The sequence below is a fragment of the Xanthomonas sp. D-109 genome (assembly GCF_017746095.1).
Lineage (GTDB): Bacteria > Pseudomonadota > Gammaproteobacteria > Xanthomonadales > Xanthomonadaceae > Xanthomonas_A > Xanthomonas_A sacchari.
The window spans coordinates 116,193-131,453 of the sequence record NZ_JAGHWV010000013.1 but is presented as its reverse complement, the minus strand read 5'-3'; the positions used below and the strand labels follow the sequence as shown (position 1 = coordinate 131,453).

General features: G+C 68.9%; 14 protein-coding genes. 10 read left to right on the top strand and 4 right to left on the bottom strand.

Annotated features, from left to right (window positions below):
* Positions 1-159: 159 nt before the first annotated feature.
* The 4 genes from ctaD to J7357_RS14425 are packed head-to-tail and all read left to right on the top strand — an operon-like array spanning position 160 to position 3,389.
* Complete coding sequence (ctaD, locus tag J7357_RS14435) at positions 160-1,770, top strand: cytochrome c oxidase subunit I (RefSeq protein WP_209247471.1); 1,611 nt, start codon at positions 160-162, stop codon at positions 1,768-1,770.
* The gene (locus tag J7357_RS21520; protein ID WP_010341609.1) at positions 1,770-1,901 is read left to right on the top strand and encodes a hypothetical protein; all 132 of its coding nucleotides are present in this window, start codon (positions 1,770-1,772) and stop codon (positions 1,899-1,901) included. Before ctaD ends, J7357_RS21520 begins: the two co-directional genes overlap by 1 nt.
* Complete coding sequence (locus J7357_RS14430) at positions 1,898-2,488, top strand: cytochrome c oxidase assembly protein (protein ID WP_019801216.1); 591 nt, start codon at positions 1,898-1,900, stop codon at positions 2,486-2,488. The genes J7357_RS21520 and J7357_RS14430 overlap by 4 nt, the downstream gene beginning before the upstream one ends.
* 19 nt (positions 2,489-2,507) lie before the next feature.
* A complete protein-coding gene (locus J7357_RS14425) occupies positions 2,508-3,389 on the top strand; it encodes a cytochrome c oxidase subunit 3 (RefSeq protein WP_010341611.1) in 882 nt (293 codons plus the stop codon).
* Between the two features lie 102 nt (positions 3,390-3,491).
* Here J7357_RS14425 and J7357_RS14420 read toward each other — a convergent pair whose 3' ends face one another.
* Positions 3,492-3,710, bottom strand: coding sequence for a twin transmembrane helix small protein (locus J7357_RS14420; protein ID WP_010341612.1), 219 nt, complete (start codon positions 3,708-3,710; stop codon positions 3,492-3,494).
* A gap of 30 nt (positions 3,711-3,740) precedes the next feature.
* Between J7357_RS14420 and J7357_RS14415 the strand changes: the two genes are divergently transcribed.
* The 5 genes from J7357_RS14415 to J7357_RS14395 all read left to right on the top strand — a co-directional run bounded on the left by J7357_RS14415 (position 3,741) and on the right by J7357_RS14395 (position 8,991).
* A complete protein-coding gene (locus J7357_RS14415; protein WP_209247469.1) occupies positions 3,741-4,499 on the top strand; it encodes an SURF1 family protein in 759 nt (252 codons plus the stop codon).
* A gap of 27 nt (positions 4,500-4,526) precedes the next feature.
* Positions 4,527-5,102 carry a hypothetical protein gene (locus tag J7357_RS14410; protein WP_209247467.1) on the top strand — a complete coding sequence of 192 codons (576 nt, stop codon included), beginning with the start codon at positions 4,527-4,529 and terminating at the stop codon, positions 5,100-5,102.
* 10 nt (positions 5,103-5,112) lie between these two features.
* A complete protein-coding gene (locus J7357_RS14405; protein ID WP_019799724.1) occupies positions 5,113-6,276 on the top strand; it encodes a COX15/CtaA family protein in 1,164 nt (387 codons plus the stop codon).
* Positions 6,273-7,166: a heme o synthase gene (cyoE, locus tag J7357_RS14400; protein WP_019799725.1), complete on the top strand. Its 894-nt coding sequence runs from the start codon at positions 6,273-6,275 to the stop codon at positions 7,164-7,166. The genes J7357_RS14405 and cyoE overlap by 4 nt, the downstream gene beginning before the upstream one ends.
* Positions 7,167-7,254: 88 nt before the next feature.
* Positions 7,255-8,991: a PAS domain-containing methyl-accepting chemotaxis protein gene (locus J7357_RS14395; protein ID WP_209247465.1), complete on the top strand. Its 1,737-nt coding sequence runs from the start codon at positions 7,255-7,257 to the stop codon at positions 8,989-8,991.
* 186 nt (positions 8,992-9,177) lie between these two features.
* On the opposite strand, the gene J7357_RS14390 is transcribed toward J7357_RS14395, so the two are convergent.
* Entirely contained in the window at positions 9,178-10,764 is a 1,587-nt protein-coding gene (locus J7357_RS14390) for a thioredoxin family protein (RefSeq protein WP_209247463.1), read from the bottom strand.
* Positions 10,765-10,951: 187 nt separating this feature from the next.
* Entirely contained in the window at positions 10,952-11,941 is a 990-nt protein-coding gene (locus tag J7357_RS14385; protein ID WP_019801128.1) for a bile acid:sodium symporter family protein, read from the bottom strand.
* 248 nt (positions 11,942-12,189) lie between these two features.
* Here J7357_RS14385 and J7357_RS14380 point away from each other — a divergent pair, with 248 nt between their 5' ends.
* Positions 12,190-13,398 (top strand): hypothetical protein, encoded by a 1,209-nt coding sequence (locus J7357_RS14380; protein WP_209247461.1) that lies wholly within the window; start codon positions 12,190-12,192, stop codon positions 13,396-13,398.
* A 101-nt stretch (positions 13,399-13,499) separates the two neighbouring features.
* Here the strand turns inward: J7357_RS14380 and dnaG are convergent, their stop codons facing one another.
* Positions 13,500-15,242 (bottom strand): DNA primase, encoded by a 1,743-nt coding sequence (gene dnaG, locus J7357_RS14375; RefSeq protein WP_209247460.1) that lies wholly within the window; start codon positions 15,240-15,242, stop codon positions 13,500-13,502.
* Between the last annotated feature and the right edge of the window lie 19 nt (positions 15,243-15,261).

Below are 15,261 nucleotides of genomic sequence, written 5' to 3'. Positions count from 1 at the left end.
CGGCTGCTGCGCCGGCCGCCGCCGAACCCGCTGCCGCGCCCGCCGACGCCCAGGCGCCGGCGGCGCCGCCGCAGGCGCGGCTGTCGCGTCCTCGTTCCGACTCGCACCTGATCGTGCAAGCCGCCTGATCTCCAGCATTCCTTTTCTGAGGTAGCCGCCATGGCCCATTCGGCAGTCGATCACCACGACGAGCACGGGCATCAGCAGAGCTTCGTCGAGCGTTGGTTCTTCTCGACCAATCACAAGGACATCGGCACGCTGTACCTGCTCTTCAGCTTCACCATGTTCATCGTCGGTGCGGCGATGAGCGTGATGATCCGCCTCGAGCTCGCGCAGCCGGGCCTGCAATACATCAAGCCCGAGCAGTTCAACCAGATGACCACCGTGCATGCGCTGGTGATGATCTTCGGCGGGGTGATGCCGGCCTTCGTCGGCTTGGCCAACTGGATGATCCCGTTGCAGATCGGCGCGCCGGACATGGCGCTGCCGCGCATGAACAACTGGTCGTTCTGGCTGCTGCCGGTAGCCTTCACCCTGCTGCTGCTGACCTTCTTCCTGCCGGGCGGTGCGCCGGCCGGTGGCTGGACCATGTATCCGCCGCTGATGCTGCAGGGCGGCTACAACGTCGCCTTCTCGGTGTTCGCCATCCACGTCGCCGGCATCAGCTCGATCATGGGCGCGATCAACATCATCGCCACCGTGCTCAACATGCGCGCGCCGGGCATCGACCTGCTGAAGATGCCGATCTTCTGCTGGGCCTGGCTGATCACCGCGTTCCTGCTGATCGCGGTGATGCCGGTGCTGGCCGGCGCGGTGACCATGCTGCTGACCGACAAGTTCTTCGGCACCTCGTTCTTCAACGCCGCCGGCGGCGGCGACCCGGTGATGTACCAGCACATCTTCTGGTTCTTCGGGCACCCCGAGGTCTACATCATGATCCTGCCGGCGTTCGGCGTGATCAGCGAAATCATCCCGACCTTCAGCCGCAAGCCGCTGTTCGGCTACCAGGCGATGGTCTACGCGATCGCGGCGATCGCGTTCCTGAGCTTCATCGTCTGGGCGCACCACATGTTCACCGTGGGCATGCCGCTGGGCGGCGAGATCTACTTCATGTTCGCCACCATGCTGATCTCCATCCCCACCGGGGTGAAGGTGTTCAACTGGGTCAGCACCATGTGGCAGGGCTCGATGACCTTCGAGTCGCCGATGCTGTGGTCCATCGCCTTCGTCATCCTGTTCACCATCGGCGGTTTTTCCGGGCTGATGCTGGCGATCGTGCCGGCCGACTTCCAGTACCACGACACCTATTTCGTGGTCGCGCACTTCCACTACGTGCTGGTTACCGGAGCGGTGTTCGCGCTGATCGCGGCGGTGTACTACTGGTGGCCGAAGTGGACCGGGCGCATGTACAACGAGACCTGGGCCAAGTTCCACTTCTGGTGGACGATGCTGTTCGTCAACCTGCTGTTCTTCCCGCAGCACTTCCTCGGCCTGGCCGGCATGCCGCGGCGCATCCCCGACTACAACGTGGTGTTCGCCGACTGGAACCTGGTCAGCTCGATCGGTGCGTTCGGCATGTTCGTCACCCCGTTCCTGATGGCCGGCATCCTGCTGGCGTCGCTGCGCAACGGCGCGCGCGCAGAAGCGCGCTCGTGGGAAGGCGCGCGCGGCCTGGAGTGGACGGTGCCGTCGCCGGCGCCGGCGCACACCTTCACCCTGCCGCCGGTGATCAAGCCCGGCGACCTGGCCCACGACGACATCAGCCACTGATGACCGCGCAACCGCCGCTCGACGACCTGGTTCTGCGCCGCAAGCGTGCGGCGCGCACCGCGCTGGTGGTCGGTGCGGTGGCGCTGGCGATCTACGTCGGCTTCATCCTCTCGGGGGTGTTGGGCCGATGAACGCGCCAGCGCCGCGGGTGCACAGCAGCGCCGGGCTGTTCAAGCTGGTCGGCGTGGCGCTGGCGGTGTTTTTGCTGACGTTCTCGCTGGTGCCGCTGTACCGCATCGCCTGCGAGAAGGTGTTCGGCGTGCGCCTGGAACGCGGCCCCGGCGAAGGACCGCAGGCCGGCAAACCGCTGGCGGGCAAGCGCACGGTCACGGTGCAGTTCGATGGTGGGGTGAATTCCAAGCTGCCGTGGTCGTTCCATCCCGAGCAACTGACCATGCAGGTGGTGCCGGGCGAGCTCAACGAGGCGCTGTACTACGCGCACAACGACGGCGCGCATGCCATCGTCGGCAGTGCGGTGCCGTCGGTGGCGCCGGCACGCGCCTCCGGCTACTTCACCAAGACCGAGTGCTTCTGCTTCACCGCGCAGACCCTGCAGGCCGGCGAGAAACGCGACATGCCGGTGCGCTTCATCGTCGATCCCAACCTGCCCAGCGACATCAGCACCATCACCCTGTCCTACACCTTCTACAAGAACGATGCGCTGAGCGCGGAACTGGGATCGCCGAAACTGGCCGGTTCCGCGCGCGCGGCTCCCTGACCCGACCGGAATGCCTGCCATGGCCCAGCCCAGCACCGACGCCACCGCCAATGCCTACTACGTGCCCAGCCAGAGCCGCTGGCCGTTCATCGGCTCGATCGCGATGTTCGTGACCATGATCGGCGTGGCCAGTTGGCTCAACGACGCGTCCTGGGGCAAGTGGACCTTCTTCACCGGCATCGCGATGCTGGTGGCGACGCTGTTCATGTGGTTCGGCGACGTGATCCGCGAATCGATCGCCGGGCACTACAACCGCCAGGTCGACGTGTCGTTCCGCATGGGCATGGTGTGGTTCATCTTCTCCGAGGTGATGTTCTTCGGCGCCTTCTTCGGCGCGCTGTTCTACACCCGCACCTTCATCCTGCCGTGGCTGGGCGGCGAGGGCGACGGGGTGATGACCAACGCGCTGCTGTGGGACGGCTACTCCGCCGCCTGGCCGACCAACGGCCCGGGCGGCATCGGCGGCCAGTTCCAGACCATCCCGGCCTGGGGCCTGCCGCTGATCAACACGCTGATCCTGCTCAGCTCCGGCGTGACCCTGACCATCGCCCACCACGCGCTCAAGGCCGGCCAGCGCACCCGGCTGATGGTGTTCCAGGCGCTGACCGTGGCGCTGGGCTGCACCTTCCTGTACTTCCAGGCCGAGGAGTACATGCATGCCTACAAGGAGCTCAACCTGACCCTGGGCTCGGGCATCTACGGCTCCACGTTCTTCATGCTCACCGGCTTCCACGGCGCGCACGTGCTGCTGGGCACGATCATGCTGCTGGTGATGCTGCTGCGGATCAGCCGCGGCCACTTCAGCCGCGACAACCACTTCGCCTTCGAAGCGGCGGCGTGGTACTGGCACTTCGTCGACGTGGTGTGGCTGGCGCTGTTCCTGTTCGTCTACGTGCTTTGACTGCCGGGAATAGGGAATCGGGAATGGGGAATCGCAATAGCGGCTTTCGCTTGCGCTCCCGCTTTGCCGATTCTCTTTTCCCGATTCTCCGTTCCCGGCTTCTCAGCGCCCGAGCCCATGAGGCTTGATCACTCCGGTATAGATGCCCAGGATCACCAGCAGGATCAGGCACACCGATAGGCCGATGCGCCAGGTCAACGCGTTCACCGTGCGCTTGCTCTGGCCGCGGTCCACCAACAGGTAGTACAGGCCGGCGCCCAGGTTCCACAGGATGAGCAGCAGGAACGCGACGATCAGCAAGGTCTTCAGCGAGTCGTTCATGGGCGTCTCGGCGCATGGTGTGTCCGCATTATGACCCTCGTCGCTGCCTCGCGCGTGGGCGCGCGCCGACGCATGCCGCTGTGGCTGGGCTGGAGCGTCGCGCTGGCGGTGGCGCTGTGCTTTTGCATGCTCGGCCGCTGGCAACTGCAACGCATGCACGAGAAGCAGGCGCTGTTGGCGCAGGCGGCGCATGTGCGCGATCGTCCGCAGACGCTGGCCGATGCGCTGCGTGCGACGCCGCCGGGACAACTGCGCTGGGTGCATGGCGCTGGCCGCTTCCTGCCCGGGCAGATCCTGCTCGACAACCAGCTGCGACAGGGCCGCAGCGGGGTGAAGGTGTACCAGCCGTTCCTGGCCGACGGCGCGGCGGCGCCGCTGCTGGTGGAACTGGGCTGGTTGCCGCTGCCGGCCGACCGCGCGCTGCCGGAGCCGGCACCGTTGCAGGGCCGCTACACGCTGGTCGGCCTGCTCGGGCCGCCACCGTCGCATGGATTGACCCTGGGCCCGGCGCTGGTCGCGGCGCCGTCGCCGCAGCGCTGGCTGGCGATGCGCATCGAGCCGGGAGCGATCGGCGAGGCACTCGGCCGCCGCGACATTTTGTCGCAGGTGTTGCGCCTGGATCCGGCCCTGCCGCTGGGCTATCCGCGCGACCTGGACCTGCTGCCGAACACGCTGCCGCCCGAGCGCCACTTGGGTTACGCGGTGCAATGGTTCGGCCTGGCGCTGGCGGTGCTGGTCACCGCGGCGCTGCTTAGCTGGCGCGTACGCAGGGGACGGGGCGGGCGCTGAGCGCGCGCGCATGAGAAAATCCCCGGCATGAATGCTCCCACCCCGGCCCCGCGCCCGGCGGCCGCACGCGGCCGTTGGCCGCTGATCGTGTTGTTCGTCCTGTTCTTCGGCTCGATGCTGGTCGCCGGCGCGTTGCGCTTTTCCGGCTGGCAACCGGCCGCCAGCCGCAACCACGGCGAACTGCTGCAGCCGCCGGCCGACCTGCGTGCGCTGCAGCCGCGGCTGGCCGACGGTGGCGTCTACGCCTGGGAGCCGCAGCGGCGGCTGTGGCGCATCGCGCTGGCGCCGCCGGCCGACTGCGGCAGTGCCTGCGAGGCGCTGGCGCGCGACCTGGACAAGGTCTGGCAACTGTTCGGCCACGACGCCGACCACGTGCAGATCCTCTGGATCGGCACGCCGCCGGCCGCCGCGCGGGCCTTGCCGGAGGTGCAGGCGCTGCGCGCGGACCCGGCGCTGCTGGCGGCGTTGCCGCGGGTGCGCGATGCGGCCGGGGTGCCGGTCTACGTCATCGATCCGAACGGTTTCGTGGTGCTGCGCTATGCCCCCGGGTTCGACCCGGCCGGGCTGCGCGCGGACCTGGCGAAGCTGCTGAAACTCCTGTGAGCCGCTCCCTATGACCCTGTTCGCGCGCCCGGCGCTGTTCCGGCATTTCCACCGCATGGCCTGGCTGGCGGCGCTGTTCACCGCCAGCACCATCATGTTCGGCTCGTTCGTGCGCCTGTCCGATGCCGGCATGAGCTGCCCGGACTGGCCGACCTGCTACGGGCGCATCACCTGGCCGCAGACCAGCGCCGAAGCCGATACCCACGCCGCCAGCAAGATCCGGCCGCTGGAGACGCACAAGGCCTGGCGCGAGCAGATCCACCGCTTCCTGGCCGGCGCGCTGGGCGTGGAGGTGCTGGTGCTGTCGCTGCTGGCGGCGCGGCGGCGCCGGCTCGGCATCGCCCAGATCGTGACGGCGGCGGCGCTGGTGGCGCTGTCGATCCCGCTGTACATGTCCGGCTGGCCGGGGCTGGCGATGCTGGTGGCGGTCGGCGGCGAGGCGATCCTTCTGCTGGCGGCGCTGCGCTGGTCCAACGACGACCTGGCCCGCGCGGCGGTGCTGACGCTGTCGGTGGTGATCTTCCAGGCCCTGCTGGGCATGTGGACGGTGACCCTGCTGCTCAAGCCGATCGTGGTGATGGGGCACCTGCTGGGCGGCCTGCTGATGTTCTCGCTGCTGGTGTGGATGGCCTGGCGCGCCACCCACCTGCCGATCACCCTGGCCGATGCGCCGCGCCTGAAGTGGCTGCTGCGCCTGGGCGTGGCGGTGCTGGTGCTGCAGATCGCGCTGGGCGGCTGGGTCAGCGCCAACTACGCGGCGCTGGCCTGCGGCGGCGGCAGCTGGTCGGCCGACAACTTCCCGCGCTGCGTCAGCCAGTGGTGGCCGCCGCACGATTTCCGCGAGGGATTCACTCTCTGGCGCGGCATCGGCGTGGATTACGAAGGCGGTGTGCTCGACGGCGCGGCGCGCATCGCCATCCAGATGGCGCACCGGATGATGGCGATGGTGGTGGCGGCCTACCTGCTGTGGCTGAGCTGGCGGCTGAGCCGCACGCCGGGCATGCGCGGCTGGGCGGTGGCGCTCGCGCTGCTGCTGGTCGCGCAGGTGTGCCTGGGCATCCTCAACGTCAAGCTGGCGCTGCCGTTGCCGGTGGCGGTGCTGCACAACGCCGGCGCGGTGGCGCTGCTGTTCGTGCTGGTGTCGTTGCTGGCGCGCTTGCGGGCGCCGCAATGAGCGCGCACCGCGTCCACTGGCGCGACTACTGGGACCTGACCAAGCCCAAGGTGGTGGCGCTGATCGTGTTCACCGCCCTGGTCGGCATGTGCCTGGCGATCCCGGGGCTGCCGACCTGGGCGCAGGTGCGCACCGGGCTGCTGGGCTTCTTCGGCATCTGGCTGGCGGCCTCGGCGGCGGCGGCGATCAACCAGTTGCTGGACGCGCGCATCGACGCGCAGATGGCACGCACCTCCTGGCGCCCGCTGGTGGTGGGCAAGGTGCTGCCGTGGCAGGTCCTGCTGTTCGCGTCGCTGCTGACCGCGCTGTCGATGACCGTGCTGGTGGTGTGGGTCAACTGGATCACCGCGGTGCTGACCTTCGCCTCGCTGATCGGCTATGCGGTGATCTACACGGTGTTCCTCAAGCGCACCACGCCGCAGAACATCGTCATCGGCGGCCTGGCCGGCGCGGCGCCGCCGCTGCTGGGCTGGGCCGCGATCACCGGCATGCAGGGCCAGTGGGACTGGGCCTATGCCTCGCTGCTGGTGCTGATCATCTTCGTGTGGACGCCGCCGCACTTCTGGGCGCTGGCGATCTTCCGCCGCGCCGACTACGCCAAGGCCTCGATCCCGATGCTGCCGGTCACCCACGGCGTGGCGCATACCCGCCGGCAGATCCTGGTGTACACGGTGCTGCTGGTGGTGGTGACGCTGCTGCCGGTGGCGGTGGGCATGAGCGGGGTGTTCTACCTCGGCGGCACCCTGGTGCTGGACGCGGTGTTCCTCTGGTACGCCTGGCGCATGCTCGACCCGCCGGACGAGATGTTCTCGATGCGCATGTTCGGCTACTCCATCGTGTACCTGATGGCGCTGTTCGCGTTCTTGCTGATCGACCACTGGATTGCCTGAACAGTTCGTTCATTTTTCCGCTCAAGTGTTGCCGGCCGCGGTCGTTACCGGACGAACGACCAAAATCGGCAAAGCCGCGGAGACATCCATGTGGGGTAAGAGCAAGCAAGACGCGGCGAAGCTGCAGGCACTGACCGAGCGCCTGCGCGAGGCAGAGGCCGAGCGTGACCGCACCCGTGCGCAGGCCGACAGCGCCCTCGCCAATCTGGACGAGATGCGCGTCCGTTTCGACCTGGTCACCAAGGCAACCACCGACGGCCTGTGGGAGATGAGCGTGATCGCCGGCGATCCGATCAACCCCGCCAACGAATTCTGGTGGTCCTCGCAGTTCCGCGCGATGCTGGGTTTCTCCTCCGAGCTGGATTTTCCCAACGTGCTCGACAGCTGGGCCTCGCGCCTGCACCCGGAGGACAAGCAGGCCACGCTGGACGCGTTCGCCGCGCACCTGGGCGACCGCAGCGGCCAGACCCCGTACGACGTGGACTACCGCCTGCAACTGAAGAACGGCCAGTACCGCTGGTTCCGCGCGATCGGCACCACCCAGCGCGATGCCCAGGGCACGCCGCTGCGCGTGGCCGGCGCGCTCACCGACATCACCGAGCGGCGCGAACGCGAGGCATTCCTGGACATCGTGCTGACGCGCTTCGAGCTGGGCCAGCAGATGCTCAACGACGGCCTGTGGGACATGAGCGTGATCGCCGGCGACCCGATCAATCCGTCCAACGAGTTCTGGTGGTCGCCGCAGTTCCGTTCGCTGCTGGGCTTCGCCTCCGAGGCCGAGTTCCCGAACGTGCTCGACAGCTGGTCCTCGCGCCTGCACCCGGAGGACGCGCAGTTCGCGCTCAACGCATTCGCCGCGCACCTCAACGACCGTACCGGCCGCACCGGCTTCGACATTGAATACCGCCTGCAGCTGAAGAACGGCGAGTACCGCTGGTTCCGCGCGCGCGGCCTGACCAAGCGCGCCGCCGACGGCACCCCGCTGCGCGCGGTCGGCGCCCTGCTGGACATCCATGCCGCGCGCCAGCTCGGCGAGGCCGCGCACACCCTGCAGACCGCCGCCGCGGAAATGGTCGATGACAACAGCGACCTGGCCCGGCGCACCGAGCAGCAGGCGGCGGCGCTGGAAGAGGCGGCCAGCTCGATGGAAGAGATCACCGGCACCGTGCAGCGCAACGTCGAACACGTCGGCCATGCCAACCGCCTGGTGGACGGCGCCAGCGACGTCGCCCAGCGCGGCGGCGAGGTGGTGCGCGACGTGGTGCAGACCATGGCCGGCATCGAGAGCGCGTCGCGCAAGATCGCCGACATCATCAGCGTGATCGACGGCATCGCCTTCCAGACCAACATCCTGGCCCTGAACGCGGCGGTGGAAGCCGCGCGTGCCGGCGAGCAGGGCCGCGGCTTCGCCGTGGTCGCCACCGAAGTGCGCAGCCTGGCCCAGCGCTGCGCCGACGCGGCCAAGGAAGTGCGTGGCCTGATCGCCGGTTCCAGCGAGCAGGTCGATCGCGGCTCGGCGCTGGTCGCGCGCGCCGGCGCCACCATGGAAGAACTGCTCGGCTCGGTGCGCGAAGTGCAGCGCATCATGACCGACATCGCCGGCGCCAGCCGCGAGCAGAGCGCCGGCATCGGCCAGGTCAACCAGATCGTGGTGCAGATGGACACCGCCACGCAGCAGAACGCGGCGCTGGTCGAAAAGATGGCCGAGGCCGCGCGCGCGCTGGAGGGGCAGGCGCAGGGCCTGAACGCGCATACCGGCAGCGGCCGCCGCCCCGGCAGCCAGGGCGCCGGTCAGGCTGCGACGCCGGTCCGCGTGGCGGCCTGATCGGGAACGGTCGAGCGCACGGCGCGCCATTGCGCGTCGCTGCGCGAGGTCTGCCAGCGGTCCATCGTGCGGCGCTGGGCAATCGCGCCGCGGCGCACAGATCTCCAGCGAATGGCGGCCGTGCAGAGGACTAGCGGCCGTCGCCAGCGCGTTGCACGGTCGCCGTGCAGGACGCGCCTCTCGCGCTCAGCCCAGCCAATGCTGGCAGCCGTCGCCCTGCTGGCTGCCGCAGCTTTGCTGCATCTTGTGCTGCAGCCGCGCGAGCACCGCGCGGCCGTCATGACCCTTGCTCCAGGCCTGCAGGGTCTTGGCCAGGGTGTCGAAGCGCTGGCGGGTGCGCTGGTGATAGCCGTCGGGCTGGCCGGCCAGTTCCCCAATCACCTGTCCGGCGGCCGCCTCGATCGCGGCCGCATTGTCCGGCTGCAGCCGGACCAGGCCGTCGACGTAGAGCACGCCCCACTGCACGCGGGTGGCGGGGCCTTGCGCGCTCTCGTAGGCCTTCTTCAGCCAGAACAGCGCCGTCTGCTTGTCGCCGCGCGCCTCGGCCAGGCTGGCCAGTTCCGGCATGTAGTAGTACGGGGTCTTGCTGCGCTGAAGCTCGGCCAGCAGTAGTTGTTCGGCGCCGGCGCTGTCGCCGGCCTCATCGAGCAGGTCGGCGGCGGTGCTGATGGTGGACTGGCGCTCGTAGTCGGTCTTGGCGGCCTGCTCGGCCCACTGCACGCGCTGCTGCACCTTGGCGACCACTGCGGGCGGCAGCGGCGGATGCGGGCCATCGCCGGCCTCGGCCGGCTGGCCTTGCGCCAACCGCGCCAGGGCGATGTCCGCGGCGGCGGTGTCCAGGCGATCGCTGATCGGCAGGCTGCTGTCGGCGTAGACCTGGTCCAGCGCATGGGTCAGCGCGTTCGACAGCGCAGTGCGCTCGGCGGCGTCGCTGGCCGCGGCCTGCACCAGCTCGCGCGCCGCATAGGTCAGCGTGCTGCGATTGGCGCGCACCTCGGCCTGATCGGCCAGCACCGCCTGCAGCAGGGCGCGATCGGCGGCGCGGTGCCTGGCGTCCACGGCGGCAGTCTTGGCCGGGTCCTGCGCCGCCAGCGCCTGCAGCGCGAAACGGCGCTGCAATGCCGGCTGCGGCGCGGCGGCGGCCAGCCGCGTGAGCACGTCGGCCGCCTCCCCCGGCTTGACCAATTGCGCCGCATCCACGGCCCAGCCGTATTCGCCGAGCAGGGTCCAGTCGTCGGCACCGAGCGTGGCCGGCGCCTTCAGCGCCTGCTGCAGCAACTGCGCCGAGGTGGTGGTGCGGGTCGCGGCCACACGCAGGGCCTCGGCCAGGCGCACGGTGTCGCTGTCGCCGGCCAGGCGGGTGATCTCGGTGCGGTCCGGGCGCAGCACGATGATGGTCGGATAGCCCTTGATGCCGAAGCGTTCGCCCCAGGCCTGGGCGCCTTCCGAATCGCCGTCCAGGTGCACCGCGACGAAGGCGCGGGTGCGGGCGATGAACGCCGGGTCCTTGAACAGCGTGGCCTTGAGCCGGTTGCACGGCGGGCACCACGCGGCGCCCCAGTACAGCAGCACCGGCTTGTCGTGTTCGCGCGCTTCGGCGAAGGCATCGTCGACGTCGCCCTCGCGCCAGGCGATGCCGGCGCTGTCGGCGGCCGGCGCCGGTGTGGCGGCCTTGGGCGCGGCCGGTGCGGGCGGTTTCTGGCAGGCGCCCAGCGCCAGCAGCGTGGCCAGGCTGGCGGAGATCGTCGCGGAACGGCGGAACATGCGGCTCATGGGGGCACCGGGTGGGGAGGGAGGCACGGCGCCGGCCGTGCCGGCCGTCTACTGTACGCAGCCCCTGCCGCGCTTGCACATGCCGCCTGCGCATCTGCATATGCCGTAGCGGCGTCGCGCGGAACGCCGCTCGTCCCGCGGTCGCGCCGGCATGGCCGCCGCATCGGCTGTCGCCGCGTGGTGGTCGCTACTGCTGCGCGTCCACCTTTGCGGCACGCGCGTAGCGTTGCGCGACCACCGCGCAGACGATCAGCTGGATCTGGTGGTAGATCATCACCGGCAGCACGATCGCGCCGAGGCTGCCGCTGGCGAACAGCACCTTGGCCATCGGCACGCCGGTGGCCAGGCTCTTCTTGGAGCCGCAGAACACGATCGGGATCTCGTCCTCGCGGGAGAAGCCCAGGCGCCGCGCGCCGAAGGTGATCAGCGTCATCGCCAGCGCCAGCAGCACCACGCCGACCGCGGCGACGCCGAGCAGCGCCGGCAGCGGCGTCTTGCGCCACAGGCCTTCGACCACCGCCGCACTGAAGGCGGTGTACACCACCAGCAGGATGGTGCTCTGGTCGGTGTAGCGCAGCACCGCGCGGCGGCGTTCGACCCAGCCGCCGATCCAGCGCTGCAGCAGGTGGCCGGCGACGAACGGCACCAGCAGTTGCAGCATGATCTTGCCCATCGCCTCCAGCGGATTGGACATGGCGCTCTGCGCGCCGCCCAGCAGGCCCATCAGCATCGGCGTCAGGAACACGCCGAGCAGGCTCGACAGCGAGGCGCTGCACACCGCCGCCGGCACGTTGCCGCCGGCCATCGAGGTGAAGGCGATCGACGACTGCACCGTGGACGGCAGCGTGCACAGGAACAGCACGCCGATGTACAGGTCCGGGGTCAGCAGCCAGTGCGACACGGGCTTGAACAGCAGGCCCAGCAGCGGGAACAGGATGAAGGTGGCGGCGAAGATGGTCAGGTGCAGGCGCCAGTGCAGCGCGCCGGCGACGATGGCCGCGCGCGACAGCCGCGCGCCATGCAGGAAGAACAGTGCGGCGATCGCCAGGTCGGTGACCACGTCCATCACCGACGCCGCGCGCCCCTGCACCGGCAGCAGCGAGGCCAGCAGCACCGTGCACAGCAGCGCCAGGGTGAACGGTTCGATGCGCAGGCGCGCGAGCCAGGACTTGAGCATGGGGGGAAGTCGAGCGGGGGAGTCGTGCATTTTAGAAAGCCTGGCGCCCGCGCGCGAATCCGGACGCACGGCGTAGACAACTCGCAGACATGTTGCGCTGCCGGCTGTTTCGGTCAAATGCCCGCGGCAGTGGCTTGCTAGATTGCGGCCACCCGGTCGATGGGGAGCGCGCCGGGCACGCAGGCGCGTCGTGCACGCGTTTGCGCTTCCCGCTCCTCCAGGCACTGCCACGGATTAGGAGCTTGCCCATGTCGTACGACCAGTATCAGACCGTTTTTGCGCTTTCGAGCTTGGCCAATTGGGTCAGTAGGCGGCATGGCGTCGCCTCGGCGATACAGGCCGACTATCAACGTGTGTTGCATGCAACGCTGGGTTCGGAGCCGGCAAAAACGGCGATCGGTACCTGGGACGTGGTATGGGGGCCGCAGATCTGGCAAGCGAAGGATTCGGTGCGCTCGGATAACGCGATGTTCGTCGCCAAGTCGAGCGACGTGAATGGCATTGCCGGCGATGTGTATGTGGTGGCGATTTGCGCGACCAATCCGTCTTCGCCCTACGATTGGTTAGTGGAGGATTTCGACGTCGCTTCCACGGTCGAATTCGCGAAGTATGACCCGTTGGCGTCGTCTCGACCCGTTGCGGCGGGCAAGCTGATTCTGCCGAAGACACCGGTCATTTCCATGGGGACCGCCCTGGGTGTCTGGCACCTGCTCAATATGGTGAGTCCCGCCTCGGCGGCGGCCCCCGGCACCACGCTCGACGCGTTCCTGAAAACCGTGGAGCAAAGCGGCGCGACAGTGGTCTTCACCGGGCATAGCCTGGGCGGCGCGTTGTCGCCGACCATGGCGACCTGGTTCAAGAGCAGAGGCCTGCTCGCTGGTTGCAAGGATGTGTACTGCTATGCCACCGCCGGCGCCACGCCGGGAAATGCGGCGTTCGCGGAAGTGTGCGCACAGATGCTGCCGCCGCCGGCCATCGGCGAGAAGCCGTATCAGGCATGGAATCACGACATGTGGAATACGCTCGACGTGGTGCCGCATGCCTGGGTGCCGGAGATGCTGAGCGAGATTCCTCACATCTACGACAACGGATCGATTCCCGGCGTGGAGGCGTTCGTCTTCCTGGCCCGGATCAACGCGCTGGCGTCGGGCATCACCTACAGCCAGATCGCGAATCAATCCTTGCAGGGAACACGCAGCGGCTCCCCGCCGACGGATACATTCGCGTTTCTCAAGCAGATGGCAATCCAGCACGGAACCGCATACCAAACGCTGATCGCCGATTGGCTGACGCCGGTCGTGCCGTTGGGTTACACGTTGCGCAGTGCGGAGATCGATACCGATGCGTTGTTGCAGGTGCAGGCGACCCGTCTGGACGAGGCAGCTGCGGGCATACGCGCGCTACAGGCAAAGGACCGGGCAGCGTTCACAGCGTCCACCGCTGCTGCGGGCGGCTGAGTGTCTTGACCGACGGCTGACTGCAGGGACGATGTTTGGCATCGCGCCGGCCACGCACGTTGCGTGGCCGGCGCCGATGCCTGAAGCATGGCGCATCGCAGCTAATGCAGCCCAGCGCGCGCCTTCAACAGCTCCCGCAGTTCGTACTTGTCGGTCTCGTCCAACCCTTGCGCGCGCTGCTTGGCCTGCAGTTCGTCCAGGCGCTGCTGCAGTGTCTGCTTTTCCAACTGCACGACCACGTCGTGCAGTTCCTGGCGCCAGCTGGCGGTCTCGCCGGCAATCTCCTGCACCGCCAGCTTCTGCAGCGCGGCCAGTTCCTCGCGTTCGTGAAAGTGTTCGAGCAGGGCGCCGGTGGTGATTTCCGGGCGCGCATGCACGATCTGCAGCAGTTCGATCATCAGTTCGATGCCGGGCAGGCGCAGGCCGGCGAACGGGTAGGGCGGCGGCAGGTCCAGCGCCAGCGAGGGCGCCTGCAGCAGGCGCACGATCGCCTCGCGCACCAGGCTGCGCTTGTGCGCCGGGCGCGGCGTGCGCGGCTGCGGCCGGCTCGCCGCGGCCGTGGCGACTGCCGGTGCGGCGGCGCCGATGCCGGTGAGTTCGGCCAGGCGCTGGCGCATCAGGTCGCCGAAGGCGCCGTCGGGAATCTGCGCCAGCATCGGCCGCGCGCGTTCGGCCAGGCGCGCCTTGCCGTCGAGCGTGCCGAGGTTGATCTCGCGCGAGAGTTCGTCGAAGAAGAACTGCGACAGCGGCGTGGCCTGGACCAGCCGCGCGTCGAATGCCGCGGCGCCCTCCTTGCGCACGATGGTGTCGGGGTCCTCGCCGTCGGGCAGGAACAGGAAGAACGCCTGGCGTCCGTCCTTCATGCGCGGCAGCACCGATTCCAGCGCCTTCCAGCCGGCGCGGCGGCCGGCGGCATCGCCGTCGAAGCAGAAGAACACGTCCGGCGCGTTGCGGAACAACAGTTCGGCGTGGTCCGGCGTGGTCGCGGTGCCCAGCGTCGCCACCGCCTGGGTGACGCCGAACTGGAACAGCGAGACCACGTCCATGTAGCCCTCGACCACGATCAGCCGCTCGATCTTCTGGTTGGCCTGGCGCACCTGCCACAGGCCGTACAGTTCGCGGCCCTTGTGGAACAGCGCGGTCTCCGGCGAGTTCAGGTACTTGGGGCCGTCGTCCTTGTCGAGCACGCGGCCGCCGAAGGCGATGACCCGGCCGCGGCGGTCGAAGATCGGGAACATCACCCGGTCGCGGAACTTGTCGTAGACGTGGCCGCGGTCGTTCTTGGAGAACAGCCCGGCGCGGTCCAGCAGCTTGAGCCGGCGTTCGTCGGTGCCCAGCGCGTCCTTCAGCGCGCTGTAGCCGTCCGGGGCGTAGCCGATCTGGAAGCGCGCGCGGTTTTCCGCATCCACGCCGCGGCCGTCCAGGTAGGCGCGCGCCTTGTCGCTGCCGTCGAACTGGCGCTGGAAGAACTTGGCCGCCGCTTCCAGCGCCGAGTACAGGTCGCGGTGGTCGTCGCCGGCGGCCTGGGCGGCGCCACGCTGCTGGGCGTCGCGCGGGATTTCCATGCCGGCGCGCTTGGCCAGCTCGTCGACCGCGTCGAGGAATTCGAGGCGGTCGTAGTTCATCAGGAAGCTGATCGCGGTGCCGTGCGCGCCGCAGCCGAAGCAGTGGTAGAACTGCTTGGTCGGCGACACCGTGAACGAGGCCGACCGTTCGTCGTGGAACGGGCAGCGCGCCGCGTACTCCTTGCCCTGGCGCTTCAGCGGCACGCGCGTGCCGATCACCTCGACGATGTCGGTGCGGGCGAGCAGGTCGTCGATGAATGCGTCGGGGATGCGGGCCATCCGCATAGGATGCCACGCG